At 47.1% G+C, this 23555-nt stretch carries 26 protein-coding genes; 3 read left to right on the forward strand and 23 right to left on the reverse strand.

The window, feature by feature from the left end; all coding sequences use genetic code 11:
- Window positions 1–423: 423 nt before the first annotated feature.
- Window positions 424–1302, reverse strand: coding sequence for a nucleotidyltransferase-like protein (locus MKZ13_RS26160; RefSeq protein WP_036607052.1), 879 nt, complete (start codon window positions 1300–1302; stop codon window positions 424–426).
- A 122-nt stretch (window positions 1303–1424) separates the two neighbouring features.
- On the opposite strand from MKZ13_RS26160, the gene MKZ13_RS26165 reads away from it, so the two are divergent.
- A complete protein-coding gene (locus MKZ13_RS26165) occupies window positions 1425–1805 on the forward strand; it encodes a DUF2614 family zinc ribbon-containing protein (protein ID WP_221820841.1) in 381 nt (126 codons plus the stop codon).
- Window positions 1806–2069: 264 nt separating this feature from the next.
- On the opposite strand, the gene MKZ13_RS26170 is transcribed toward MKZ13_RS26165, so the two are convergent.
- From MKZ13_RS26170 to MKZ13_RS26250, 17 genes are all read right to left on the reverse strand, one after another.
- Window positions 2070–3800 carry a glycosyl hydrolase family 18 protein gene (locus MKZ13_RS26170; protein ID WP_339179365.1) on the reverse strand — a complete coding sequence of 577 codons (1731 nt, stop codon included), beginning with the start codon at window positions 3798–3800 and terminating at the stop codon, window positions 2070–2072.
- 141 nt (window positions 3801–3941) lie between these two features.
- Complete coding sequence (gene perR / locus MKZ13_RS26175; RefSeq protein WP_026081471.1) at window positions 3942–4364, reverse strand: peroxide-responsive transcriptional repressor PerR; 423 nt, start codon at window positions 4362–4364, stop codon at window positions 3942–3944.
- Window positions 4365–4531: 167 nt separating this feature from the next.
- A complete protein-coding gene (locus tag MKZ13_RS26180) occupies window positions 4532–5941 on the reverse strand; it encodes a DUF4097 family beta strand repeat-containing protein (protein WP_339179367.1) in 1410 nt (469 codons plus the stop codon).
- A 26-nt stretch (window positions 5942–5967) separates the two neighbouring features.
- On the reverse strand, window positions 5968–6561 hold the full coding sequence (locus tag MKZ13_RS26185; protein WP_339179369.1) for a hypothetical protein: 594 nt from the start codon (window positions 6559–6561) through the stop codon (window positions 5968–5970).
- A 147-nt stretch (window positions 6562–6708) separates the two neighbouring features.
- Entirely contained in the window at window positions 6709–7419 is a 711-nt protein-coding gene (locus MKZ13_RS26190) for an MgtC/SapB family protein (RefSeq protein ID WP_211084372.1), read from the reverse strand.
- A gap of 32 nt (window positions 7420–7451) precedes the next feature.
- Entirely contained in the window at window positions 7452–7916 is a 465-nt protein-coding gene (locus tag MKZ13_RS26195; RefSeq protein WP_339179376.1) for a GNAT family N-acetyltransferase, read from the reverse strand.
- Between the two features lie 96 nt (window positions 7917–8012).
- Entirely contained in the window at window positions 8013–9452 is a 1440-nt protein-coding gene (gene gatB, locus MKZ13_RS26200; protein ID WP_062836483.1) for an Asp-tRNA(Asn)/Glu-tRNA(Gln) amidotransferase subunit GatB, read from the reverse strand.
- A gap of 26 nt (window positions 9453–9478) precedes the next feature.
- Window positions 9479–10936: an Asp-tRNA(Asn)/Glu-tRNA(Gln) amidotransferase subunit GatA gene (gene gatA, locus MKZ13_RS26205; protein ID WP_036667997.1), complete on the reverse strand. Its 1458-nt coding sequence runs from the start codon at window positions 10934–10936 to the stop codon at window positions 9479–9481.
- A 27-nt stretch (window positions 10937–10963) separates the two neighbouring features.
- The gene (gene gatC / locus MKZ13_RS26210; protein WP_036607033.1) at window positions 10964–11251 is read right to left on the reverse strand and encodes an Asp-tRNA(Asn)/Glu-tRNA(Gln) amidotransferase subunit GatC; all 288 of its coding nucleotides are present in this window, start codon (window positions 11249–11251) and stop codon (window positions 10964–10966) included.
- Between the two features lie 205 nt (window positions 11252–11456).
- On the reverse strand, window positions 11457–11840 hold the full coding sequence (locus tag MKZ13_RS26215; RefSeq protein ID WP_024631336.1) for a hypothetical protein: 384 nt from the start codon (window positions 11838–11840) through the stop codon (window positions 11457–11459).
- 131 nt (window positions 11841–11971) lie between these two features.
- Window positions 11972–12202, reverse strand: a complete 231-nt coding sequence (locus MKZ13_RS26220; RefSeq protein ID WP_339179380.1) for a sigmaY antisigma factor component — start codon at window positions 12200–12202, stop codon at window positions 11972–11974.
- Window positions 12195–12530, reverse strand: coding sequence for a YxlC family protein (locus MKZ13_RS26225; RefSeq protein ID WP_237178258.1), 336 nt, complete (start codon window positions 12528–12530; stop codon window positions 12195–12197). The genes MKZ13_RS26220 and MKZ13_RS26225 overlap by 8 nt, the downstream gene beginning before the upstream one ends.
- Window positions 12531–12532: 2 nt before the next feature.
- Window positions 12533–13063 (reverse strand): RNA polymerase sigma factor SigY, encoded by a 531-nt coding sequence (gene sigY, locus MKZ13_RS26230; RefSeq protein ID WP_076212623.1) that lies wholly within the window; start codon window positions 13061–13063, stop codon window positions 12533–12535.
- Between the two features lie 101 nt (window positions 13064–13164).
- A complete protein-coding gene (locus MKZ13_RS26235) occupies window positions 13165–13410 on the reverse strand; it encodes a hypothetical protein (protein ID WP_339179387.1) in 246 nt (81 codons plus the stop codon).
- 340 nt (window positions 13411–13750) lie between these two features.
- Entirely contained in the window at window positions 13751–14383 is a 633-nt protein-coding gene (locus tag MKZ13_RS26240; RefSeq protein WP_036607016.1) for an MBL fold metallo-hydrolase, read from the reverse strand.
- A 6-nt stretch (window positions 14384–14389) separates the two neighbouring features.
- Entirely contained in the window at window positions 14390–14959 is a 570-nt protein-coding gene (locus MKZ13_RS26245; RefSeq protein WP_017692292.1) for a thioredoxin family protein, read from the reverse strand.
- A 2-nt stretch (window positions 14960–14961) separates the two neighbouring features.
- Entirely contained in the window at window positions 14962–15576 is a 615-nt protein-coding gene (locus MKZ13_RS26250; protein ID WP_036607012.1) for a DedA family protein, read from the reverse strand.
- 160 nt (window positions 15577–15736) lie between these two features.
- Here MKZ13_RS26250 and MKZ13_RS26255 point away from each other — a divergent pair, with 160 nt between their 5' ends.
- Entirely contained in the window at window positions 15737–16084 is a 348-nt protein-coding gene (locus tag MKZ13_RS26255) for a dehydrogenase (protein ID WP_076212629.1), read from the forward strand.
- 416 nt (window positions 16085–16500) lie between these two features.
- Here MKZ13_RS26255 and MKZ13_RS26260 read toward each other — a convergent pair whose 3' ends face one another.
- The 5 genes from MKZ13_RS26260 to yyaC all read right to left on the reverse strand — a co-directional run bounded on the left by MKZ13_RS26260 (window position 16501) and on the right by yyaC (window position 23105).
- Window positions 16501–18891, reverse strand: coding sequence for an O-antigen ligase family protein (locus tag MKZ13_RS26260; protein ID WP_339179392.1), 2391 nt, complete (start codon window positions 18889–18891; stop codon window positions 16501–16503).
- 322 nt (window positions 18892–19213) lie between these two features.
- Window positions 19214–20461 (reverse strand): SAM-dependent methyltransferase, encoded by a 1248-nt coding sequence (locus MKZ13_RS26265; RefSeq protein ID WP_237178254.1) that lies wholly within the window; start codon window positions 20459–20461, stop codon window positions 19214–19216.
- Window positions 20462–20556: 95 nt separating this feature from the next.
- Complete coding sequence (locus tag MKZ13_RS26270) at window positions 20557–21261, reverse strand: DUF6483 family protein (protein WP_339179396.1); 705 nt, start codon at window positions 21259–21261, stop codon at window positions 20557–20559.
- Window positions 21262–21695: 434 nt separating this feature from the next.
- Window positions 21696–22487: an alpha/beta hydrolase gene (locus tag MKZ13_RS26275; RefSeq protein ID WP_339179400.1), complete on the reverse strand. Its 792-nt coding sequence runs from the start codon at window positions 22485–22487 to the stop codon at window positions 21696–21698.
- Window positions 22488–22547: 60 nt separating this feature from the next.
- Window positions 22548–23105: a spore protease YyaC gene (yyaC, locus tag MKZ13_RS26280; protein WP_339179403.1), complete on the reverse strand. Its 558-nt coding sequence runs from the start codon at window positions 23103–23105 to the stop codon at window positions 22548–22550.
- A gap of 158 nt (window positions 23106–23263) precedes the next feature.
- Here yyaC and MKZ13_RS26285 point away from each other — a divergent pair, with 158 nt between their 5' ends.
- Window positions 23264–23488 carry a DUF1128 domain-containing protein gene (locus tag MKZ13_RS26285; protein WP_017692283.1) on the forward strand — a complete coding sequence of 75 codons (225 nt, stop codon included), beginning with the start codon at window positions 23264–23266 and terminating at the stop codon, window positions 23486–23488.
- Window positions 23489–23555: the final 67 nt, after the last annotated feature.

Consider the following 23555-nt stretch of genomic DNA (forward strand, 5'->3'; position numbering starts at 1 on the left):
TGACGAGATTAAAAATCTCATTTGTGCTCCAGTCGATTCAAGCCAAGGCTTGTCTCTAACTTTCGCGTTCATTCTGCAAGCAGAATGTTTACTCACTCGTTGTTCAGTTTTCAAAGATCAAACACGATTTGTTTTACTTCTTTTTCGTCTCAACCAAGTTTCGGCGGCGACTTAAATAATGTAACACATTTCGTTTGTTTTCGTCAAGAACTTTTTTTAATTTCTTTTTTTGAAGCTTTAGTTCTTCACTTTCCTCTGAAGAAATTATCATTTGTTGGCGATAATCTCGTTTGGGGAACGAAATATAATGTATCATATATCGTGAATGAGAGTCAACATCTTTTTATAAATTATTAAACAAACAAAAAAGGAAGGTTTCCCCTCCCTTATGTGATCAATATATTGTCAGGCTTCTGGAGAAGGTTATGCCTCAATCCAATACCGAATCTCCCGGCCCTCTCCTCCGATCGATGGCCATCCTGCCGATTCTTTTACAATAGAACGAAAGACCAGCTTACGTATCACCAAAGGCAGATCTTCTCGAACAAATCTTAACTGCGGATGATGAACAAGTTCATTCATGCTCCACGGCTCCTTGCGACTTCTTAACACACGCAACAGCAGTTCTGAGCATTCACTCATTTTGGACATTACCGAAAACTCACAGGCAAGCAGGACAAGCTCTACTCGCTGCTCCAGCGTCTCCGAGCTTACGGTAAGCTCTTGATATAGTTTCCATAAAGCGCGATCCAGATTCTGCACATGTGTCCAGACGGCATGATCCGGGTATATCCCCTGTTCAATCAATACAATTCTTGCCCAGTTCCCCAGAGCCTCTAATACATTGTAATAGGCGTCTACAACATGACCTTCCTGAATATGACGTTTGGCCTCCACGTACATTCTCAAGAAACTGGTGAATTCATGAAGCAACTTCTGCTCACGCAATTCTGCCCCAAAGGTAGACAGTTCTTCTCGCAAATCACTTAAGGCGCTGTCCGCTTCCCAGATAATCTCACCTTCAATCAGACACTGGGTGAGATTATTATGATTCCCGGTAACTACACTACTCTTTAATTCATGACGGCTCGCATAGATCATCTGATAACGAAGATCACCATATCTGTAATGTCCCACTGCCGACTTCAATTGATCATCATTATGAACAACAAGTACTAATAATTCGAAATCTTGAATTAGGGAGCCGTGGAATCGCTCTCCCGGGTGGGAATAAGCGATAGCCCCAACTGCCCCTGTCTCTTCCGACTGTTCGGACAAAAAAGCAAGGTTCTTTAATTCCACGATTCCCTCCATACATTTCATGGCAGATAAGCGCCAAGTCAGTTATAATGTAATTCTACATCCAGACTGAAGTTTCCTTCTTTTCCAGGTCCGATACTACTCATACGATAGGAGCATTTTTCATGATTTTTAAATCAGCAAAAATTAATGCTTTTCGCACTTGGGGATTACTACTGACCATGCTAGGTATGGGCCTAATGATACTGGGAACAGCCGGGATAGTTTTCTGGGGACATGCAGGCAAGGTCTTCGCAGCTGTAGGGCTCGTCATCGGACTGATTGCCATGATGGCCAGTCTAGCCATTTATTTCTGGGCGGGTATGCTCTCCACCAGTGCAGTACAAGTCGACTGTCCGGAATGCGGGAAGTTAACCAAAATGCTTGGCAAAACAGATCGTTGTATGTTCTGTCATACCATCCTCACCCTGGACCCTAATAAAGCCAATATGACCAGTCAACAACTGAAAGCGCCTTCTACACAAGTCCCCCCCACCGATGGTTAGCATGAAATGATCTCCAACCGCTAAATTTCTTTTCCCTTAATTTCATTGAAGAACAAAAAAAAGGCCCGGTATGTTTACCGGACCTTTTTGGACTTGGCTTATAAGTGAGTCCTTATTGCTGTTATCAATAGCTAAAATATGAAGTTAAATTATAAGTTCTACGACCAATAAAACGGTAGACTGCACGTATGATGGTACCCAAGGAGAAACTTTGAGCTTAGCGAAAATAAATTAAAGCAATCAGACACTCTGAGTTCGAGTAAATTATTTCTGGTAACCGGCCTGCTTTAATACCTCCCATGCAGAGGCATTAGCAAAACTCCGATTCCACGCAGCTACTCCGCCCAGCTTCAACGAAGCAATCAAATCCACCCGCGCCTGAAGGGACACGGCATCTTCGATCCATATTTTCTTGGTAGCTCCGTCTTCCTTATATTCCACATAGTTCTGTCCACTTGCCTGATCCAGTTCAGATTTGAGTTTCTTCTCTTGGATCAGCTCCACAATGGCATTCATGCCCACCGCTTTGGAAGACACTTTAACCTCACCCTGATCATTCGTCTCTTCCGTCCATATCCGGGTATAGAGTGGAACCGCCATGATTAACTTGTTAGAAGGGACTTCATCCTCCTCAAGTATGCGTCTCATGGAAGCCTCGGTCCAAGGCAGAGACGCTACCGAACCTGCCTTGGGACTGGCCGCCCAATGTTCATCATAAGCCATCACAATAACATAGTCTGCAAAAGAACCTAATGCACGGCGATCCAGAAAAGCGGACCACATCTCACTATTTGATTTTGGTGTTACATCGATCGATAACATCAATCCATGTATACGTGCCATCGCCTTGATCTCGCGCACAAATTGCGTAATGTTCGGCCCGTCATCGGTATACACGTTCTCAAAGTCGATGTTGATACCGTCCAGTTGATACATCTGTGCATACTCCAACATCTGCTCAATAATATGAGTGCGTGTCTCGTAAGAAGCTACAGCTTCTTTTGTAACGTCCGGATCAAAGCTGTTATCCATGAGTCCCCATACTTCCATACCCGAACGGTGAGCCCAGTTCACATAAGCTTGGTTTCCCTTGCTTTTCACAGTGCCCTGTCCATCCGTAATATGAAACCATGTGGGGCTGACCACATTCACACCTGGCATTTTACCGATAGAGCCCACATCAGGCTGACGATTGTACACGGCTTCCCAAACCAGATTTACCGGTTTATTCTGCCACTTCTTCTCTGCTGCAGTCAGCGTATACTTGGGCAAGTCCACCTTCTTTTTCTCGGTGAGGACAATATAATCATTATCTACATATCCGGCATATCCATTATCGAGTTGAACAAAACTCTGTTTATCACCCGTCTGCCATACACGTACCCTTGCATCCTTTTCCATATCGGCAATGATTGGTGAGGATTCTCCCCCACGTTTATATAACGGCACCGTCTTGTCCGCTTTGGATGATAACGTATCAATCTCTGCATACTGAATCATGTCCCCTCCACGCATCAGCAGCACAGCACCTGTTACTGAATCTTCCTGTACGGTTATGCCATATACTTCTTTCAAAGGTTTGAGCGGAATATAGGCTTCTCCGTCCTTAACCTCAGGCTTAACTGTCATGGGATAATCTTTGTGATTAAGTTCTGCTTGTGTGCTTCCATCTTTCATATGAAGGACTCGCTGAGGAGAGGCAATAATGATATCTCCCGATTCTGATTCATAACGTATGCCTGCATCAATTGCTTCTTGCAGCACATCTACAGGCAACTTGAGTTGATCTCCTGTACCCAGAGCGTCTCCATCCATCAGTTGCCCATCTACAAAAATAGGCTGGCTTCTTCCTACCCAGTCGGGGTCTTCATGGGTCTGGTTCAACCATACATTTGTTATAAGCCAGTAAGCCCCCCCTGCGATCAGACAAGCCCCGAGAAAACCGGGCCAAAATGAACGTCGCTTCTGACGTGTATATCTGCTTTTTCTACCCAAACGTCTACCTCCGTTAATTATGCTGATCATAAGGATGTGCGCATAAGTTGTTATAAAGATGAGCATTTTGCATAAATGCTAAAAAAAAAACGTGAAGAATCCATACTGAATTCTGCACGTTAATATTGTAATTCAACTCTCTTAATCCCTGCAACTTTTGCAAACGCCATATACTTCCAATCGGTGACCGTGTACTTCGAATCCTGTACTAGACTCCGCCTGAAGCTCTACACTTTTGAGTGAAGGATAGCTGAAGTCTTCAATCTTGCCGCATTGATCACAGATAACATGATAATGATCCGTCACATTGGCATCGAAGCGACTTGAATTATCTCCGTATGTCAATTCCCGGACCATGCCAGCTTCCAGAAACATCTTCAAATTATTATATACCGTTGCCACGCTCATACTGGGAAATTGGGGTTCAAGGGCTCGGTAAATTTCATCGGCTGTCGGATGCCCCATGGATTCCATCAGATAGTTCAATATGGCATGACGCTGGGGTGTAATACGGACACCGGTCGTTTTCAGATGCTCCAACGCATGTTGGACACGTGTTGCCATAAAACCCACCGCCTTACCTTTCATTCTCTGGTGAAGAGTAAGTTACTGTCTCCTCGCTCAGAGTTGATTCCCGGCCATTAAAAACGACAATCCATCTTTCATGCCGTGTAATCTTGCCAGTGTATATTTATTGTACGGCGATTACAAGTTTATTGTCAACGCGGCAGTCAAGGAACCTCTGTAGAATCCTCCTGGGAATTTGGTCCGTCCTCGGTAGTCTGTTCCAGATTCTCAGCCGTATCTTCAGAATCAGGTGTAACTGTTTCAGGCGTAGATACAGCCGGGTTACTCTGAATGGTAAGATCACTGTTGCCTTCGATTTTCACCCTGTACTCACCCTCACCGAGCTGGCCTTCTATCGTTTTATTCTGTACTTTGAAAGGCAGATCCGTACTTAGATCTCCATAACTGCTGGAACCCGCAAGACTGTAGTCTCCACGATCAGGAAGTAATACGTTAATGGCTCCCACAGCACTGTACACATCCCAGTCCCCTCCGACTTTGGTAGATACGATGTTAATACTGCCATTAAGCGATTGGGCTTTGATTCCCAGATTGGCTCCATCCAGCGTAATATTGCCGTTGCGTGTCTCTGCGGTGAATTCACCAACGGAGTCCGCAATACTGATACTTCCCACTTGTGTAGCAAGATCTACATCGCCGGAAATACCGCGAGCCTTCATGTCTCCACGGTTACTGTCCAGATCGACATTACCAATGGCATTGGCTACAATGACATCCCCATTCAACGTTTTCCCGGAGATATCTCCAACAGCATTGGTAATCCGGATACGTCCATTACCCGTTTCGGCCAGTATGGTACTAATGGCTTCCGGACGGTTTAATAATATGGCTCCATTGGAAGTTCGAATATCCAGATTAAAACGACGATCATCCGGGATCGTAATGGTAAGATTCATCCGTGGCTGCGTTTTTTCATTGTCTCCATACGTCTTGCCTGTAGCTTTGATATAAATTACTTTTGTACCATCGGTCTCTACAAAAGAGGCTGCTGCAACGGCCTTTGCCTGTACTTCCGTCGTCTGATCTACCCAGATCACCGTACGTACTTCAATCTCATCTGTATCTCCGCGTTGTACCGAGATATCTCCGTTGACACCTTCGACCACCAGATCTGACGTATCCATGCGAACAGGTACACGAATCGTGCCCTTATCCTCCATATATCCTGCCGCTTGACTGTAGTCCATGGATGCCGCTCCGAGATTTAGACTCACTCTATTCCATAAGTGCATGTAGTGATCCTGCTCGGTGACGATAAATACGGAAGCCGCCAAAATCAGTGAGGTTAGAATGCCTTTGGCATCGGGTCTGAAACGTACTTTGATTTGCTCATCAGGATTGCTCGGGTTATCCGATTGCACCTTGTTTCTTCTGCGTGTCCACAGGAACAGCGCAATATATTCAACACCTAAAACAACGAGCGAAAATGGCCACCAGTCCACCATCTCATATACATAGTCAGTTCCCCACCGTTTATCCAAAATCAACAGCACACCGACCGCTATGATTAAGGCGGCAGCCGTATAGCGGCCAACCCGGACTTTACGGTTCATCACGTTCCCTCCTCGTATCATTTCCACTACATTTTTTTCTTGTTCAACATCACCCAGAACTCACGACCAAACAGAAGCAAACCGCCTACGATCATGAGAATCGCAAATGAATATCCACCGTACATGGCGAGAATCTCTTGAAACCAACGTGGTTTGCGGAAAAACAGCACCATCAAAGACCCTCCCACAATCAGAAGTAATCCAAACGATATGCCTCTCTCCCAGACCATCATTGCATCTCCTGTAGAACGTTCATTGGTTATCGGCTTGTCCGAAGTTGCCTGGGTCACTGCTCTACGTCTGCGCATCATGACCCAATCTGCAGATTGCAACACATCATATACATTGTAAAAGTAAATAACCGGGATACACAAAGCCAGCAAGATGAGCAATGGCACATTGATCTGTATTCCAATGGATGAGAAGTACAACACTGCTGACAGATCAAGCAAAACAAGCAGCATAAAGGTCAAACCCCTCATGTACAATCTCAGATAAATATGACCCAGGCCAGGAATAATGGCACTCAGTAATCCCGCAATAAACTTGTGAGCCCGATTTCTGACCGGTTTGGTCTGAACTATACGGGTTTTTTTGTTCAATTGACGTCTCCGTTTCATAACATACTCCTCTCTTCTGATCTGACCTTCCGCTCTTCATGCATTTGGTTAGATAGTACCCTAAAGAGCAAGGAGAGTAACTGGAAGAAATATGGATATGACCAAAAACCCTCCGGCACTACTGGCCTGTGGAGGGTTGTAATTCATTTATTCGATCGACACCTTGGTAACGTGTTCCCATTGTCGTAACTTGGATACCAAGCCTACCGTTTGGAAATCATGCGGTACCTGGACATGTAATACAATCTCAATTTTACGTTCAACCGACACCATCTCTGCATATGCCAGGTCTTGTTCATTCACAGTAATTTTACGGATCTTGATCTTCTCCTGCTCCATACATGAAGACAGTTGTTCCAGAAAACCGGGTTCTGACAACGTATGAAGTGTAACGACATGCATCTTGTTCCCTCGTAAATACCTCAGCTCCAGTTTGTTAAATACCCAGAGATTAAGCAATACCAGGACAGTGGATACGATCGATGCAAAAAAGAATCCCGCACCTGCTGCGAGCCCAATGGCTGCAACAACCCAGATTGAAGCAGCTGTAGTCAGTCCGGTAATGGATTTTCCCGTAAAGAGAATTGTCCCTGCTCCCAGGAATCCGACACCAGTAATTACAGCAGTAGCCAGACGCGCTGGATCGATCCTTACATTTAATTCATTAGCAAAATCTTTAAAGCCATAAACAGACAACATCATAATCAGTGCAGAGCCAAGACATACCAGGATATGGGTACGCAAACCGGCAGCATGATTGGACCGTTCCCGCTCCAGGCCTACGAGCCCTCCAAGCAGCATAGCCAGCAATAATCGTAATAAAATGTGCCACTCATCAATGAACCAGGGATCGCCCAAAGTCGGTATTCCTCCTCAAGTTGTTAATATTATTAAAGTTTATTCTTGTGAAAAGTCGTTAATTCCACTCCAGGTGCAATCTGTGTGACTTCCACAGGATTAAAACCAAATTTGGTGTACAGATTCACTGCGGGTTGATTCAGCATTCCTGTGGAGACGATATAACGCGGAAGATCCGCATGCTGTTCCAACACATACGTCATCAAAGATGCCGCAATTCCCTTGCGAAAGTGATCCGGGTGCACCATCATTCGTGTAATGGTCAGTGTATTCTCCTCTTCCTCCGCTACAGCGACAGCCCCGATAAGCTCTCCGTCATCATGGATACAACCATAAAAACTCTCTCCACAATCCCGAAGTGTCTCCATCGTATCCATCAAAGGAGGAATCTCCTGAAATCCGATGATTTCGGCTTCCAATCGATAAGCTACATGTTGTAGTCTCCATAACTGTCCCAACGTCTCCAGATCACGCAGTGACAATGGTTGAATGTTCATATCCTTTCCCCCGTCCGAAATACATTTGTATCTATCAATACCAAAAAGAGGCTGTCACAGGGACGAGCCTCTTTCTGTCCGGCCTCACCGGAAGGATTAGCGGTTCAGTACATCTGCAAGCAGTTGGTTGGCTAGAGCGGGATTCGCCTTGCCTTTACTTTCTTTCATAACCTGACCAACAAGGAAGCCAATGGCTTTTTGTTTACCAGCTTTATAGTCTTCCACGGATTGTGGGTTATTCGCTACAACCTGCTCAACGATGGCAAGAATGGCACCTTCATCACTAATCTGCACAAGACCTTTCTCTTCAACGATCTGCTGTGGAAGCTTGCCGCTCTCCAGCATTTCCTTGAATACCGTTTTGGCGATTTTGCTGTTAATAGTGCCCTTCTCCAGCAGTCCGATCATCTCACCCAAGCCTTGACCTGTCAGTGGGACCTGAGTCACCTCAAGATTGCTCGTATTCAGGTAACCCAGCAAGTCGCCCATGATCCAGTTGGATACGGATTTGGCATCCTGAGTGAATTTCAAGCTATCTTCGAAAAGATCAGCTATAGCCTTGGATGAAGTAATAACCTCTGCATCATAGCTAGGCAATCCGTAATCAGCCGTATAACGAGCTTTACGTTCGTCTGGGAGCTCAGGTATGGTAGCCTTGATGCGCTCTTTCCAGGCTGCATCAATATGCAGCTTCACGAGATCCGGGTCCGGGAAATAACGGTAGTCATGCGCCTGTTCCTTACCACGCATCGACAGTGTTTTCCCTTGAGCTTCGTCCCAACGACGTGTCTCTTGAACCACTTCACCACCATCATCCAGAATTTCAGCTTGGCGATATTGTTCATATTCGAGACCACGCTGAACACCACGGAAGGAGTTCATGTTTTTCAGTTCGGCTCTTGTTCCCAGCTTCTCCTGTCCATGTGGACGCAAACTGATGTTGGCGTCACAACGCAGTGAACCTTCTTCCATCTTCACGTCCGATACATCACAGTACTGCATGATTGCACGCAATTTTTCAAGATACGCACGCGCTTCTTCCGGAGAAGAAATCTCAGGTTCGGATACAATCTCCACCAGTGGTGTACCGACACGGTTGAAGTCCACCAAAGACGCGTATCCGCCATCGATATGTGTAAGCTTCCCTGCATCTTCTTCCAAGTGAAGACGTGTGATGCCAATTCGTTTCGTTTCACCATTCACTTCGATATCAATCCAGCCGTTCTCACCGATTGGTTGATCAAATTGCGAGATCTGATAAGCTTTTGGTGAATCGGGATAAAAGTAGTTTTTACGGTCAAACTTGCTGACATCAGCAATCGTACAATTCAGGGCCATCGCTGCCTTCATAGCGTAGTCTACCGCCTGACGATTCAGTACAGGCAGTACGCCCGGATGTCCGAGACAGACCGGGCAGGTATGTGTATTCGGCGGAGCTCCAAAAGCTGTGGAGCAGCCGCAGAAAATTTTGGAGTTGGTATGCAACTCCACGTGGACTTCAAGTCCAACGACCGTTTCATATTTAGATGCGGACATTTCTATATTCCTCCGTTCCGGGCAGTCTACAGCTGCGGACGCTGCTTGTGGAATTCTGTATTTTGTTCAAACGCATGCGCTACACGCAATACGGTTGTTTCATCAAAGGCTTTACCGATAATTTGCAGCCCAACAGGCAATCCATCCGAGAATCCACATGGAATGCTAACAGCAGGTACACCAGCAAGGTTAACCGGAATCGTCAAAATATCGTTCAGATACATCGTAAGTGGATCATCCACCTGTGAACCCAGTTTGAACGCCGTAGTTGGCGCAGTTGGTCCGATAATCACATCATATTTGGCAAATACATTGTCGAAATCCTGTTTGATCAATGTACGTACCTTCTGTGCTTTCAGATAATAGGCATCATAGTAACCCGAGCTGAGTGCATACGTTCCGAGCATGATACGTCGTTTCACTTCCGGACCAAAGCCTTGACTGCGGGACTGATGATACAGATCCAGCAAGTTATCCGGATTGTCAGCACGTACGCCATAACGCACACCATCAAATCGTGCCAAGTTGGAAGAAGCCTCTGAAGATGCCAGCAGGTAATACGTAGCTACCGCATATTCGGTATGCGGAAGGGATACTTCTTCCCATGTTGCCCCGAGCCCTTCAAGAACTTTCAATGCAGACAAAACTGTCTCTTTCACTTGTGGATCTACGCCTTCACCGATGTATTCTTTCGGAACGGCAATGCGAAGCCCTTTAACATCACCTGTCAGTCCACTCAAATAATCCGGGATCTCTACTTTTGCAGATGTCGAATCTTTGGCGTCATAACCAGCAATGGCCTGCAATACATAAGCAGAATCTTCAACATTTTTCGTCAAAGGACCAATCTGATCCAGGGATGATGCAAATGCAACCAATCCAAAGCGGGAAACAAGTCCGTACGTTGGCTTCAATCCAACAACACCACAATACGAAGCAGGCTGTCTGATGGAGCCACCTGTATCTGATCCAAGCGTGAAGTACGCTTCTCCCGCAGCCACAGCTGCTGCTGAACCACCGCTGGAACCTCCTGGAACACGATCCAGTGCCCATGGATTACGTACAGGGGAGAAACTTGAATTCTCATTGGAGCCGCCCATGGCGAATTCGTCCATGTTAAGTTTACCAATAGTTACGGTGTCCGCAGCTTTCAATTTCTCGACAACTGTCGCGTCATACACCGGGTCGAAATTACGAAGGAATTGGCTACCACACGTCGTGCGCAGTCCGTTCGTAACGATGTTATCCTTAATACCTACAGGCAGACCAAAAAGCAAACCTTTCTCCTCGCCGCTAACCAGACGGTCGTCCAGTTGACGTGCACGAGCGCGTGCTTGTTCTTCATCCAGAGCCAAATATGCCTTAACTTTATCATCATGCGCGCCAATGTTCTGATACGCCTGATCCACCAGATCGCTGACCGACAGTTCTTTGGCATGCAGCTTGTTATGTAACTCAGGCAACGATTGTTCAAATAAACTCACAGTGTTTGTCCTCCTTCCGGTTATCCGTTATTCCATTACAGCAGGCACTTTAAACTGCCCGTCTTCTTCTTCCGGTGCATTGCGCATCACCTGTTCAATCGACAGGCTTTCTTTGGTCTCATCTTCACGCATAACATTGCTTACGTGCAGAACGTGAGTGGTGGGTTCGATGTCTTCCGTATCCAGCTCATTCAGCTTTTCTGCATATTTTAAAATCGCGTTCAGCTGACCTGTCAGGGTCTGTTCTTCTTCAGCAGTCAAGTTGAGCCGGGCCAGCTTGGCCACATGCTGAACGTCATTATTCGAAATACTCATTAGCGGATGCCTCCTTCATTCGTTCTGATTCCCGAAACGACCTGAAACGAATCGCTCGTTTAACGGGCTAAAGTCTCAAGATAACTTTTTTCATTATAGGTGAGATAGTTCGACAATTCAATGCAAATGACCTGACGGGCTTCCGGGAAGCTAAAATCAAACTTATAAAATAAAAAAGAGCCGGCATCAGCCGACTCTTAAAATTCTAGATCCATGCACGCAGATTAACCTGCTTTATAAAATCCGCCTGTGACATAACATCGTTCGCGGTTTCCTCTTCCTCTTCCACAGCTTGAAAATCTCCGTTCATCAGATGATGAAACAGCTTCTCATTGTGTGTCGCAAGGGCGTAATCTATCAACGCTTCTCGCTCGACCCGCTCAGCTTCCTGCTTCAGCAGAACCTCTTCCAGATCGACGTCGCCGGATGGAACAAAAAAGTTCCGGTTTACCTGCGGCACTCGAAGCACGTAATCGAACGCATTGTCCGGATTCCGGTCATAAGCGATGATGAAACCATATTCCCCCACAGGAAGATTCTGCTCAAACGCATCCGCGACGATGACAACCTTCTCTCCTAATCGCAGCATCGTCTAACCTCCTGGTAGTCTATCATTAATATTTATCTGTATAGTCTACTAGAAAAGAATAACGATGTCTAGGAATACTAGAATTAAACAACATATTTGTGCAAAATCTTTTTTCCATTTTTAAAATGATGTTATTTCAGATTACGTGCACCTGGCTTGCGCTGTGATCGAATCACGACAAACCAGTATATAATGAGCGGCGTGGGAAATCCGGTGATTCCCCATAATCCCCATAACCAAGGGAAACGTCCACGTCTGCGTGCGTCCTGAAAAATCCATGTGCCCTGAACCAGGAGAAAAATGCCAAGCAATGTAAGCCATAGTGGAGAAATCTCATCCAATGAATAATGCATTTTATTCATGACGAACCTCCTTCCGGCGCCGTCCAGCCCAAATCACAACCAAAATCACCGCAACAGCTGTACCAAGAGCCTGGATTCCCAGGTATAGAGCTGGAGCAGATGCAAAAAATAATGCCCCGAAGGTAATGGCAAGCAATCCAACCAACCAGAAACATATCATCTCGATCCAATTGGCTCGACGTCTAATCTGTCTCCGTTCCCTGACTTGGGCTTCAAGTGCACCCAAAGAAGGAATACTTGTCGGCTCAAATGCATCATCCAGCACTTTCATGTGTTGCTGCAATCGTTCTACAACTTCTTGTTCTTGTGCATCATCTGATCTGCCCATCCTTATTCCAGCTCCTTTCTTAACTGACGGAGACCATAAGCTGTGCGTGACTTCACCGTTCCGGCAGGAATACCCAGCATTTCCCCGATCTCGTCATACCCGTATCCATAATAATGCTTCAGTAGCACTGCAACACGATGTTCGGGTGTCAGTCTTGTCATCGCATCCATGACATCTGTCCATTCTTCATTCCGAGTCTCAAGCTGCCAGCGGAATCGACGTACAGCCTGATCCCGGATGAGAGCAAGCCAGTTCTGTTCTCTCTTCTTACGTCTTGTCTTATCGATATAGATGCGGGTCGCAATGGTGATCATCCATGATGAAAAGGCAGACGTGCCGTCATATCGATGAATATTTTCCATACAACGAATCATCGTATCCTGCACCGTCTCTTCTGCGAGGTTAGCGTCCATCGTAACTTTGACAAGATACTTATACACAAACGTGTAGTGACGTTGCAACAACGCTGCGAGTGCGCTATCGTCTCCCGATACTGCTCTGCGTACCTCTTCCAGCTCAGCTGCCTTTATCATGAAATCACCTGCTTCCCGTTCAATCTGGAGTTAATACGACAGGCTCCACAAAAACGTTCAATGAAACCAAAAAAAATTAAACCCGACAATTTCCCGGGCAATCAGACTTGATTCCGGTAATCCTGCAGCTTGTCGAACCACGGTTGGTTGCGGGCTCCGTTTCTTAAAACACGGCTTGTCCATATATTCTGCTGAGACTTCATCACTTTATTGGGCAAGCTAGGGTTATGTATTAAAGCTCGCTCAGTACCCGTTTCTCTTTTCCCACTTTCCAATATACGACGGTTTTCTTCAACGATCGGATACTCGACACGCTGTCCCAACGGAATAACTCTTGGTTTCTCCACTTTGATATTCCCCACTCTCATGATCTACTATTTCTTAAATTTATTATTTCTAAATCAATCTGTATTTGCTGCTAACTTGCTATTGGTCTCAAACTGGCTTGTGATGAATCGCATCTTGCATCTCTATGTAGCGTAAAAAAGGCTAATTCTGCGATAAAAAGGGGCTGAAAACAAAAAAAGAACGCAAACCGGGTATAGACCACAGTCTGCGTGCTTCGCGAGGTTGGGTGTTTCTTGGTAATGCTTCAGTTAGATGATGCCTTAACGCTTGTAACAACTAATTGCTATTCTAATGAAAAAGTTGTCACTTGTCCAGACTTTCTTCACATATCATGTCGGATTATCTTGCGGACACGTAAGGATTGTTCTGCTTCTCATAACCAATGGTCGTTTTGGGACCATGACCTGGATATACTTTAACCTCATCAGCAAAGGTGTAAAGCTTGTTCTGGATTGAATCAATCAGATCCCGTTCACGCCCTCCTGTCAGGTCCGTTCTGCCCACACCCATGCGGAACAGCACATCACCCGCAAACAGGTCGTTATCACAAAGCAAACTTACACTGCCTGGGGAATGTCCAGGTGTATGGAACACTTTAAACGTATGACCAATCAGATTCAGCTTCTGCCCTTCGTCCATGGCATATTCAGCAGGATCTGTCGAAAGCGGTGGTGTCGCCTGCGGCCAATTCAAAGATCCATTTAATTTCGGGGTAGTGAGCCAGTCACTCTCCAAATCATGAAGATAAACGGGACATCCCTTCAATTTACGGATCTCATCTACCCCGCCCATATGATCAAAATGAGCATGAGTGAGGAGAATGGCTTCAATCTCCAAGTCTTGGATCGCCTTAAGCAGCGGCCCTGGATTCATGCCTGGATCGATAATGACGGCTTTGCCCGGATCATCTCCTTGTAGGAGATACGCATTGGTCTGAAGCGGGCCTAGTGTAAACGTACGAATGTTAAGCATATCGGCTTAGTAACCCGAAATCAGTTCACGCAGCTCACGGATAATGGCCGCATGTGACTCCGTTCCTTCCCCATAACGTTTACCAATCTCTTGACGCGCTACTGCCAGATTTTCTTGATAATCTGCTGCTTCACGATCTGGATTAAGGCGTTTAAATTCAATCATGACTTCCTGTACATGCTGCGGACGAGGTCCCCACTGACCTAACACATGACCACCTGTATCTGCAAAAATAACGACTGGCACAGAACGGCCACCCATCGTCAGGAACTCATCCATCACTTCCGGATGGTTCTCCATAATCAGAACTTCTGTTGGGATTCCTGAGATTTCAAGCGCCTGGAACACAACCGGAATATTACGGACAACATCCCCGCACCAGTCCGCAGCCAGAATTAACACACGCAGATCATCGCGATGATTCAGACTCTCAAAAAACTCACGATCCTCTTCGTTCGACCAAGTAAAGCTATCATAATTGGCCTGGAATTCACTTTGGTTCTTGGTCATACTCTCGATAAAATCTTTCGGTGGCAGACCTTTACCGAATTTGTGAGACAAGTTGGGTTTACCCATGACTAGACACTTCCTTTCTTTTTACGAACATTCATCCATTTAATAAGTACATAAACGATCATAAGGGCGAGAGCGACAAGCAAAATAGGCATAACATATGGTGCCGCTTTCTCATCAATATGCTTCCATTGATCTCCAAGAATCATCCCTAAATATATAAACAATGCAGTCCAAGGTATAACAGCGAGTGTAGTAAGCAAGATGAATTTGCCTGTGTGCATTTTCGTGATGCCAGCCGGGATGGAGATTGCATGTCTTACCACCGGAACAAAACGCGCTGTGAAAATGACACCTGTACCATACTTGCGGAACCACTCCTCGGAATGGTCGATGTGTTTTTTCTGGATGAGTATGTATTTACCGTAGCGTTCAAGTACAGGTCTGCCGCCATAACGGCCAATCCAGTAAATAAATAACTGGGCAATCACACCGCCCACCGTACCAAAAATCATAGCACCGAAGAAGTTGATATTACCTTGTGAAACGAGAAAACCTCCATACGCCAGCACAATTTCGCTTGGGATAACTTCCAACATTAATCCAAGCATGATTCCAAAGTACCCAAGACTTTGAATCCAATCGAACAATTGGCCAACAAGGTTATGAATAAAGTCCATCTCAACCCTCTTTCTCCATCCTGATTGGCGGTGCCCCTCCGCACCATGGATGTTCGTCCCTATTTTATCACAGGGCTGTGGACGTTGCTACTTCACGAGATTGGGATAGTGTCCCGTTCGCAGCAGTGCGCATATGGTATGGGGAGAGGAGCGTGAGAAGATGTCACACAAATCAATACCCGGTTCTCCGCCGGTCAAACATACGCAATCTGGTCAAAACCTTCCTTCCGCAAGAGGAATTCGAAGAGCATGCAGCAAGGAATTGTACCGGACAGCCAAAAGGCTAAAAGTATATGTCTCTCCCGAACGGATGAAGCAGGCGGAAGAATATTATTACGGTAAGGTGATCACAAATCTGCTCTGGATTGGGGAGAATCGCGACAACCGCAAGAAATTATGTGAGTGGTGGAACACGGATGTCAGTGCAGAGATCGCCGTGATGTGGGAAGTTGAGGTTGAACCATTAAAAGATGCATTTCAGCATGCATTTGGCGGGTATCGTCTGTAGGAATGCAGCAGTGAGGCAGGTAGCTGTGTCTTCAAACCTACTGAAAGACGCAGCCAAGCTGAAGCGAATCTGAACATGCTAGGAATAGCCAAGGAGGGCACTGTGTCCTTAACGTGTGATGTTAATGCCTCCTTCCCGTACGAGCAAGCGATAGAGACAACAAAAATGCGAATTCCTCCCTTCCGATGTAAAGCTTCGCTCCAGGTGGAATTCAGGGTCGTCCTCTGGCTTGCGGATTGAGCAGAGCATGGAGCCGACCACCACAGGGAGCATGAATATAAGCTGGGAGTATGAATATGAGCTGGAAAGTATGAACATAAACACCGAGTAATTTTTCATACTCAAGCCCACGAGCGGTAACGAATCTGAGGCGTCTTATTCAAGGATTTAGGTAAACGTCAAGATCCAGCAGTGATTCAAGGGCTCCGTTTGGTCAACTCTGGAGTAAAGAGAGGAGAAGAAGCCGAAGCAAGCCTGCGCAGGTTCTCTCCATAGCCTAGAGCATGTTTTTCCATTACAAAACGACGATCATTACGAACGTCTCCTCCTTCCACTTCCTCAGCCAGCAGTTGATACCGTTCATACATCCGGACACCAGCGGCGGCAGTCTGTCGGGCTCGATCTCTATATCCTGCCTTCCATTCCCGCCGCGCTGCCTGCTCCATCCAATACAAAGCCGTGGATTGGCTAATGCCATCATACCGATTCAATGCGATCGCTTGTTCAAAATATTCTCCAGCCTGCTGTCCTTCGCCGAATTGGGCTGCCAATCGTCCCAGTTCGATGTAAATCTGAGGGTGCATCGGGAAATGGGACAGGCTGCTCATAAGGAGTGACTCTGCTTCTCGTCCCAGTAGAGATCGTGCAAAGGATATCACGATATCCGGTCGATTCGGATTCGATTGAAAAGCAGCCATAAGATGCACCTTCTGTGCTGGAGTGCAATCCGGTTCAGACATCGCCTGACGGTACTGCACTTCTGCTACAGCGTATCGGGAGGTCAGCCAGACTGTTCCAACAAGCCAAAAAAGGATGATCATCACTGTGGATACCCTTATTAGCCGAGCAGTTACTCGCTGAAGAATATGAAAGAAGGAACGCATCGGGACGGATAATGGACGGGATTGGGTTGGTAAATATCGCAAGAAAAGAGAACTGGATCTGGATTTAGATCTGATGGGAGTGTATTTCACAGTTACGCCGGATCGCTGGACCCCCTCTGTTTCCGTCTTCAATGCGACTGCCCATGCACCGAGCCAGATGAAGAGCATCCAAAATAATGTAAAGCTCCAGTCAAAGTCCATCACCCCATGCAGGCCAAAAACAAGCACGGATGGCATGAGCTGCGGTGCAAAATGAAAGATGCTTCGCAGGGTGAGGAGAAACCACCCTGCGACAAGCAGGATGCCGATCATGCCCGTGTCCAGGGCGAGATCGAGCAGGCCGTTGTGAACCTCGCCTCCGACATAAGGCGAGGATTGAATGGCGCGGAACATGTTGCGCCATGTGTCTCCACCGTGGCCGAGCCATGCGGCCTCGGTCCACAGCTGGAGGGCGTCCCGCCACATCTGTAGGCGGGACACCCCAGTGCCGACACCCGCCGCGAGGCGATCGGCGGTGGAGGCCACGGCCATCAGTGCGGCGGCGGCTCCCGCCAGCACGATGGCCGTCAGGGCAGCGGCGCGCGGAGCCTTGGCGGCGCCGCTGTGCCATAGACGGCACAGCAGCAGCGTGCCGAGCAGCGCAGCTGCCCATGCCCCGGCCAGTGCCAGCAGGCCGGGCACGGGTGCAGGCGCCAGCTGGGCAGCAGCCAGCTGGCGGTACAGCCAGGCCGCGCACGCCAGTGGCGCGGCCGTGGCCAGCAGCAGCGGCAAGCGGGCACCGCGCCGCTGCAAAGCAAAGGCGGCGACCGCGGCGCAGCCGGTCGCCAGCCAAGCGCCGCGCGACTCGCTCAGCAGGAGCGCGGCTTGCGCGGGCATGAGCGGCAGCACTGCCGGGATGAGTCGCCCGGCCGGCATAGGCCGGGCTATGACTCGCGCGGCGGCTATCAGCCGCTCCAATGCGTACATGCCAACAACGGCACCGTACGCATTTGGGTACTGCAATAATCCGCCGAGCCTTGCTCCGGCGGAGCTGATCTCGGGGTCAGCAGTCCGCATCACCCCGAAGGGCAGTGGCAATATCCCGCACACGGCAAGGATGCCGCTTAGCACAAGCAAGCCGCCTGCCATCTGCCAACCGCAGGCTAACCAACGCGCACCATCCGTGCGCGCAGCCAGTAATGCGGTGAGCAGAGTAAATAGCGCAAGCAGGCTCCACCGCAGCATCTCATCCATGCTGCCCTGTTTACTCACCGAGCCTGCCCACGCATGTACCCCAAAACATGTCATCATCCCCAGCGGCCACAATACCCACCACATCCCCGGGATTCGAATCATTCGCCAAACCATTCGTTCATTGTTCCCTAGCCAATGTACCGGTGACAGAGGTACTTGTTTTCTTCCTTGCTCCTGCTCTTGCTCTTTCTCTAGACGAATACCGACAAGAAATAGCACAATCATGATCAATATGCTTCCTGCTGCGATCAAAAGGACAGGATACAGATCAGCCGAATAGTACAGTCCCCGACTCAGACATCCTGCAAGCAGCAAGACAATGGAGAGTATGCCTAACCCAACAGTCCACCCCGATCCTGAATAACGTTTACACCTCAAACTTTGAGAAAAACTCCCTGACGCATCGGTCTGGATAGCTCCACTTGAATTATTTTTATCATCCTTTTTATACGTATCATCTTTTTTATACATATGATCTTTGTTGTATGTATCTTCCCTATTATATGTACTGTCTCTACTGCCCCTACTGTCCCCATTACATAAGTCCCTGTTATCTACATATTCTGTATTCCTTACAACTCCCTTATCCATTGTCCTATTCTTCATCTCCACCCTCCTTCCTTCCACCGCTCCGTATGCATAACAAAAAGACAGAAGATCCCGATAACGGGTCCTTCTGCCTGATATACATCTGACAGTTATGGTGTGGCTTGCTACGAAGTATGTGCATTGAATATCATTTTACATTCAGAGACCCTAGTTGCAGTATGTCCCTGGATTGTCATTGGCACACTCAGCAAAGGTCGCAATTTGCGGAATCTTGAACGGTTTCTTTGCTCGATTTTGATTTCACGCCGGCCTGCTTGCCATCGCCAGGAAGCAAATCCGCACAAGCCCGCTCCAAATATGGATCGGCATGAATGAAATCACGGAAAGCCGTATATTCATTCCACATCTCCGTCACTTCGCCGGCCTGACCGCGAACAGCACGAATCAATATGTTTTTAGGCGTATTCTCCATATCGATGAATTCAAGCAATTGTGTCTTGTATCCCATCAGATCAAGCAACTTGGCACGAATCCCATCCGTAGCCAGTGCGGAAAAACGTTCCTTGAGAATACCATGGGACAATAACGGATTCATCACGGAAGCCTCTACTTGGTCAAACAGTTCATGCTGACAGCAAGGAACAGACAGAATAACAGAAGCCCCCCAACGAACTGCCTTCTCCAAAGCAGCATCGGTGGCTGTATCACAGGCATGCAGCGTGACAACCATATCCACTTCATTCAATTCATCGTAGTCCGCGATGTCTCCAACCAGAAACTTCAGATCGCCATAATGCAATCGATTAGCCAGATCATTACAGTGTTCAATGACATCTGCCTTCAAGTCCAACCCAATAATCTTGAGTGAACGACGTTGTTGTACAGACAGATAATGATATAACGCAAATGTCAGATAAGACTTGCCGCAACCAAAGTCAACGATGGTCAGTGGACGTCCTTCCGGCAGATGTGGAATGACATCCTGCACCATTTCGAGGAAACGGTTGATCTGTCTGAACTTGTCATATTTACGGGCCAGCACACGACCTTCTTCGTTCATAATGCCAAGTTCAACGAGGAACGATACGGGTACTCCCTCTTCCAATACATATTGCTTCTTGCGATTATGCGACAGATCCACCGCAGTTTTGGAAGCAGATTTGGTCAGAATGGATACTTTATATTTTTTGCTGATCAAAATTTGATAGTCTGCCTCGGTCGTACAGAGCAGCCCTTGACGAAACGTCTCTTCACATAACAAAGTCATGCGCTCTGCCGCTTCAGCCGGAGTCAAATTCTCGTGCAGCACTTTGTTGTTATAATGGAATGCAAACTGATAATGCAGCTGATTCTTCAGTGTCACCGGCTTGACTTGCACTTTGGTATACGAGACATTGTCCCGTCTGCGCAGCTGGCTCCAGGTCGCTGTAATCAGCGAATTCTGTTCAAAGATGTCTTGTATAAGCTTTCGCAATGAATCCACGGGGTACATCTCACTTTCGGTTTGGTTTGGTCAACCGTTACCATACCACAATTACGTTCCCTCTCCAAGTAAAGGCATGTAACAGGCCTTGATCCTATCCATATTTAGGAGTTCATCTCTTGACGACTTAGTTCAGCTAACCCCTCTTCAACTTCGGTACGCGGCAAACCACCATGCTCCAGCTGTTCATCTGTGAGTTGGCTCAACCTTTCATAGAATGCCTGTACATCATCTCGGTAGCTTACCGGGAATTCATCACCAAGCTGGAGCAATCTGTACCAACTGTTCTCTGCTTGGTCGTAACGTCCTTGTTGTTCACGATAGAGGGCAAGCTGTCTTTCAGTCCGGGCAGGAAGTACATATTCTTTCGTGAGCCCCAATACACCCTCCACCCGTTCCGGTGCATTCAATAACTGGGGATTGGCGCCATGATTCAATGCATACAGGTAAAAATGAAGTGATCTCATCAATCGAATGACAGCCTCATCCTCTGCGTCCATTCTCTCCTGATCATCTATGCCTTCCACTTTGGCCTTCTCTTGATAAATGTAAGCCTCTTCTTCAATCAGCCTCGCGGCCTGCTGCAGATTGTCTACCTCAATCATTCCGCGAAAACGGAACATTTCAATAACATCCTCCGCTGGCAATGAATTCAGTAGAGATAAGTTCAACCCAAACTGCCTGCGCATCAGCTCATCCAACTCAGACAATGCCTCGGTATGCTTACGCTGCTGTTTGAGCGTGAACACTTTGCCAATTGCTTCAGTCATTTCCTCCATCATGCGGAGCAGATAATCTTTTCTGAACATGCTGTATGCCCCCTCATCCTTCGACCCTATACATCCAATCGTTCTCATATCGTTCCTTTATATTTATTTTAATTCATGCCATGACAAAAAGCCAAAAACAAGACACGCGTGTCTTTGCTCTGGCCATGAACACACTAAACCCCTGCCTATCCCAAAGGGACGTGGCAGGGGCTCGGTTGAAATGGAACTGGTTACTCCTCCTCCACAAGAGGTAGAATCATCCAGAAACCAAACTATGATTCTAGGACGTGTCTCAAAACTCGCTGAAGTGCATCTTTTACCGCCTTTTCGCCCCATGCTACGTCACTTCCCCTTGACGTGCCCCGGCACGCCTGCGGAAAACTTCCTTGCTTGGAACGAAAATTCAGTAAAATCTACTTCCTTCGGAGTTTTCAGACACGCCCTAATGATATCAACATAAATCACTTCATCAATTATTTCGATAATCCAGCCATAAATTGTTTAATGACCTGAATTAACTCTTCAGGAGCTTCATACATGCTCATATGACCCGCACCCGCAATCACGGCTTGCACGATATGTGGCTTGTCACTTGTAAATGTACGTTCTGGCGGGATAACAGCATCCTTCTCTCCTGCAACCAGCAATACAGGTAAAGGTGTAGCCGATAACACATCGCGGCGATCCGGCCGTTCCCGCATAGCAAGTGCAGCGCCGACAGCACCTTGGGGTGCAGTCTGGTAACCAATTTCCTTCACACGTGTTACTTGCGTAGATAATGTCTCCACATGTTCTGGTGCGAATAGGCCGGGAACGAGTCCATCTACAAAATTCACGATACCTTCGGTCTGAATGGTGGATACAGCGCGAAGGCGTTTCTCCTTGGCTTCTTCACTGTCCGGATAGGCTGTGGAATGAATCAGACCAAATGCATTCAGGCGTTCTGGATGGCGCTGTGCGATCGAGAGCGCAATGTATCCCCCCATCGAGTGTCCCAGAAGGACCGCTTTTTCCACATTCAACTCGTCCATCAACTGTAATACATCGTTGCCCATCTGTTCGATGGTATAACTTCCTACAGGTGCATCTGTTTTTCCGTGTCCACGCAGATCAGGTACGATACAGCGATAGCTGCGTGCCAGTTCAGGTACGACCTCATCCCAATACGATGAACTGCCACAGTATCCGTGGAGCAAAATGAGTGCTTCTCCCTTACCTTGTTCGGCATAACAAATCGTCGTTCCATCACACATCACTTTTTCCATATAAATCCCTCTCTCTGCGCGAATGATATAATTCAGGTTGTATATTATTAAGCCTACATATCATGAATGAAACGTTTGTCTCCATTTCCATGCTTCAATTGCGGCGTCTGCAATCGTTCGGGACATCCCCATGACCAAGTGAAGCGAGGTCATCTGCAAAATGGAATAGGGCCTTGGTCCATTTGCATTAACCACAGCTGCTACACTGTATTGTCCAACAGGGGGTAGCTTGCCTCCGACCGATTGGGCGGGAATGAGTGGGTTATTCGAGAGATAGTATGTACCTACCGCATGCTTTGGACCCAGACATGCATCAATCGCTATGATGGCATGGTGTGCAGGAATAATTGCCAATTTCTTTTCCAACGTATCTGCATCACAAGGGGAAGTCAGCGTGCCAATCACGTTCTCCATTCCACTCTCTTGCAGTAAACTTCCTGTCAGTGGACCCAGAGCATCCCCGGTGGAACGATCCGTACCAATGCAGACAAACGTGATTTCAGCTGGAGAATGAAGTTGAATGATGTTTTTGAAAAATAAGACCAGATTCCCTGCAGGCACGCCTTTGCGGACTTCCCTTCCTTGATGGCGAACCATTTCTCGCTTATACGCTGCCAAGCTGTATTCCCTCCAGTACACTCAAGTTTCCATGAAACCCTGTTGTTGTATCCATCATTGTAACCGATGCTTGGTTTCCCCGCAAAAGCATTAGCCTGAGCGCTTCCAATCATGATACAATAACAAGAGTTTCCGATACGGAAGGGATGAACTTAACGATGGATTTAACACAAGCAACAGCAGCCAATATGGAATATATGATTGAAGCGATCAAAACCAAACTTCGTATGGCAAGCGGTGCCGCCATGCAAGCTTCTTCATTCCCACTTGAGAAATACGAAGATCTGTTTGACCTGTATGAAATGATTCTGAGCAAGGAACATCTCAGTATCTCTGAAGTGGAAGCTGTCGCTTCAGAACTGGGTAACCTTCGTAAATCTTAGCAAAGTGTTGCTTTTGATCATTTGCGACTTCTATGAAGTCCTTTCAAAAGCAAGCCTAAAAAGGACC

Origin of the sequence: Paenibacillus sp. FSL R5-0701 (assembly GCF_037973995.1) — a bacterium.
Classification (GTDB): domain Bacteria; phylum Bacillota; class Bacilli; order Paenibacillales; family Paenibacillaceae; genus Paenibacillus.

Coding starts and splice junctions, on each gene's coding strand:
- sigY (WP_076212623.1), bottom strand. CDS start 13,063: ATGATAAAGGCAGCTGAGCTGGAAGAGGTACGCAGAGCAGTATCGGGA.
- MKZ13_RS26245 (WP_017692292.1), bottom strand. CDS start 14,959: ATGGGTAAACCCAACTTGTCTCACAAATTCGGTAAAGGTCTGCCACCG.
- MKZ13_RS26285 (WP_017692283.1), top strand. CDS start 23,264: ATGGATTTAACACAAGCAACAGCAGCCAATATGGAATATATGATTGAA.
- MKZ13_RS26255 (WP_076212629.1), top strand. CDS start 15,737: ATGTCACACAAATCAATACCCGGTTCTCCGCCGGTCAAACATACGCAA.
- gatC (WP_036607033.1), bottom strand. CDS start 11,251: ATGAGTATTTCGAATAATGACGTTCAGCATGTGGCCAAGCTGGCCCGG.
- MKZ13_RS26240 (WP_036607016.1), bottom strand. CDS start 14,383: ATGCTTAACATTCGTACGTTTACACTAGGCCCGCTTCAGACCAATGCG.
- MKZ13_RS26220 (WP_339179380.1), bottom strand. CDS start 12,202: ATGAATAAAATGCATTATTCATTGGATGAGATTTCTCCACTATGGCTT.
- MKZ13_RS26180 (WP_339179367.1), bottom strand. CDS start 5,941: ATGAACCGTAAAGTCCGGGTTGGCCGCTATACGGCTGCCGCCTTAATC.
- MKZ13_RS26260 (WP_339179392.1), bottom strand. CDS start 18,891: ATGTATAAAAAAGATGATACGTATAAAAAGGATGATAAAAATAATTCA.
- MKZ13_RS26185 (WP_339179369.1), bottom strand. CDS start 6,561: ATGAAACGGAGACGTCAATTGAACAAAAAAACCCGTATAGTTCAGACC.
- perR (WP_026081471.1), bottom strand. CDS start 4,364: ATGGCAACACGTGTCCAACATGCGTTGGAGCATCTGAAAACGACCGGT.
- MKZ13_RS26275 (WP_339179400.1), bottom strand. CDS start 22,487: ATGGAAAAAGTGATGTGTGATGGAACGACGATTTGTTATGCCGAACAA.
- MKZ13_RS26165 (WP_221820841.1), top strand. CDS start 1,425: ATGATTTTTAAATCAGCAAAAATTAATGCTTTTCGCACTTGGGGATTA.
- MKZ13_RS26195 (WP_339179376.1), bottom strand. CDS start 7,916: ATGAACATTCAACCATTGTCACTGCGTGATCTGGAGACGTTGGGACAG.
- MKZ13_RS26225 (WP_237178258.1), bottom strand. CDS start 12,530: ATGGGCAGATCAGATGATGCACAAGAACAAGAAGTTGTAGAACGATTG.
- MKZ13_RS26270 (WP_339179396.1), bottom strand. CDS start 21,261: ATGTTCAGAAAAGATTATCTGCTCCGCATGATGGAGGAAATGACTGAA.
- MKZ13_RS26250 (WP_036607012.1), bottom strand. CDS start 15,576: ATGGACTTTATTCATAACCTTGTTGGCCAATTGTTCGATTGGATTCAA.
- MKZ13_RS26215 (WP_024631336.1), bottom strand. CDS start 11,840: ATGCTGCGATTAGGAGAGAAGGTTGTCATCGTCGCGGATGCGTTTGAG.
- gatB (WP_062836483.1), bottom strand. CDS start 9,452: ATGTCCGCATCTAAATATGAAACGGTCGTTGGACTTGAAGTCCACGTG.
- MKZ13_RS26265 (WP_237178254.1), bottom strand. CDS start 20,461: ATGTACCCCGTGGATTCATTGCGAAAGCTTATACAAGACATCTTTGAA.